Origin of the sequence: Rhodoferax sp. UBA5149 (assembly GCF_002413825.1) — a bacterium.
Lineage (GTDB): Bacteria > Pseudomonadota > Gammaproteobacteria > Burkholderiales > Burkholderiaceae_C > Rhodoferax.
Map to the genome: position 1 here is coordinate 1 of NZ_DHXT01000157.1, position 2087 is coordinate 2087.

Below are 2087 nucleotides of genomic sequence, written 5' to 3' on the forward strand. Positions count from 1 at the left end.
CTTATCGTCCGCCGCCAGCACCAGCGTGGTGTCAAGCTGCTCGCTTTGAAGCATGTAGTGTTCAAGCACTTGACTCAAGCTTTCCAGCTTCTCACGCGCATCCCCGAACAAGGGCACAACACCCTGATAAGGCTGCTGCCCCGGGAACCGGGTCTTGGGGTCCAGTGTGATGGCACATTTCCCGTGGTTGTTCACATTGACCAGCATGCTCAGGCTGGCCTCTGCCGCGATATCACCGGTGACGCTTGCCGTTGCACGTAAACCGAAATCAGACTGAACCTCAGCCACGGCCAGCTTGACCGGGCCGTCGCCAAATATTTGCAGTATCAGCGAACCGTTGAACTTGATGTTTGACTGCATCAAGGTGGCTGCAGCCACCATCTCTCCCAGCATATTCTGTACCGGCAGCGGGTAAGCGCCGGCCGTCTTGCTGGAGGCACGCCGACGCAGGATTTCAGTCCACGCATCGGTCAGGCGCACCACCATGCCGCGCACCGGCAAACCATCAAATAGAAACTTGTGAAGTTCAGACACGCACTTTTTCCTTCATTTTCAAAGCAACAAGCATGGCGTACAGTCAACGCGAGACATCAGGCAATTTTTTTCAAGCCTGCGCCAAAGCGGCGGGCATTGCCCACGTAGTGCTGGGCGCTCATTCGCAGGCCTTCCATTTGCTCGGGGGTGAGCTGGCGAACGACCTTGGCCGGACTACCCAGGATCATGGACCCATCCGGAAATTCTTTGCCTTCTGTCACCAAAGAGCCGGCACCCACCAGGCAGCCCTTGCCAATTTTCGCGCCATTGAGCACCACGGCGCCAATGCCAATCAAGGAGCCGTCACCAATCGTGCAGCCATGCAGCATGACTTGATGCCCCACAGTCACGTCCTCCCCGACCGTCAGCGGCATACCCACATCCGCGTGTAAGACGCTCATATCCTGGATGTTGCTGCGACGCCCGATCCGTATGGTTTCAGTATCGCCCCGAAGCACCGCACCAAACCAGACGCTGGCGTCGTCCGCCAGCGCCACATTACCCATCACTTGGGCACTGTCGGCCACCCAGGCCGAGTCTGAAATTTGGGGGGCCGCACCGTCAAGTTCGTAGATTGCCATATCGATTCCATTCCTTCAAGTTGCCTAGAATTGTAAAGAGGGAGGATTGATCCTGACAAAGTCAATGCAAAACCCTTCGCCCGAACGGCATCGAAATTTGAATGCCCCATAAAATGAGCGCATCCCCCGTCCTTGGCGCCTCATGTCCAACACCGCTGAAACCGACCGTACTCCGGAAACGCTCCCGCATGCCCCCGTCGCCATTGCACGTCAGGCCATTCTGGACTCGGACCGCGCCGTCTTCGGTTATGAGTTGTTTGATCGCTCGCTGACATCGACCTCGCACACAGCGTCCAGCGATGCCGCCTTGCTGTTCAACGTCCTGTCTCACGCCGATAGCGAGGCCCTGATTGACCATAAAACCATATTCATCAATTGCACCCATCAAACCCTGGCCGGCGGGCATCTGGAATTGATTCAACCTGACCGGGTGGTTCTGGAAATACCGCCCTTGTCTGGTGCGACCGAGGAAGACATTGAGACCCACTTGCAAACCCTGACGGAGATCGCCAAGCGGGGCTTCAGGCTGGCCTTCGATTACACCGTATTGACCCCGTCATATGCCAGCTGGCTGCCCTTGGCCTCGTTCGTCAAACTTGATCTCTCGAAGTTCACGCCCGAGCTGCTCAGTTCGCTCTCCCGCGCGGCGCAAAAAAACTCGACGGCCCGGCTCATTGCTGAAAAAGTGGAGACCGCCGCCCAGTACGAACTGGCGGCAGGCCTTGGTATTCAGCTTTTTCAGGGCTACTGGTTTGCAACACCAGTCATCTTCACGGGGCAAAGCCTGAGGCCAGCGCAGGCCAGCATCATTCAGTTGATCAACCTGGTTCGCAAGCAGGCCAGTACCGCCGAAATTGAAGAGGTTCTCAAGAGGGATCCAACGCTGTCGTTCAACCTTCTGCGTTTTATCAATTCGTCGGGGTTTGGGCTGAGTTGCAAGATCACGTCTTTTCGCCATGCGATCATGATCCT

Annotated in this window: 3 protein-coding genes; 1 reads left to right on the top strand and 2 read right to left on the bottom strand. The window is 56.6% G+C overall.

The genetic code is table 11. From position 1 onward, the window contains the following. Positions 1-534 (bottom strand): Hsp33 family molecular chaperone HslO (locus B3V69_RS13625; protein ID WP_296447388.1); only part of this gene is annotated, 534 nt, incomplete at its 3' end. Between the two features lie 56 nt (positions 535-590). Continuing rightward, entirely contained in the window at positions 591-1115 is a 525-nt protein-coding gene (locus tag B3V69_RS13630; protein ID WP_296447390.1) for a gamma carbonic anhydrase family protein, read from the bottom strand. Positions 1116-1257: 142 nt separating this feature from the next. Here B3V69_RS13630 and B3V69_RS13635 point away from each other — a divergent pair. Then, the coding region (locus B3V69_RS13635) for an EAL and HDOD domain-containing protein (RefSeq protein WP_296447461.1) at positions 1258-2087 on the top strand (830 nt) is incomplete at its 3' end.

What these genes read in the sequence shown, in the direction of transcription:
- B3V69_RS13630 (WP_296447390.1), bottom strand. Translation starts at nt 1,115, where the DNA reads ATGGCAATCTACGAACTTGACGGTGCGGCCCCCCAAATTTCAGACTCG.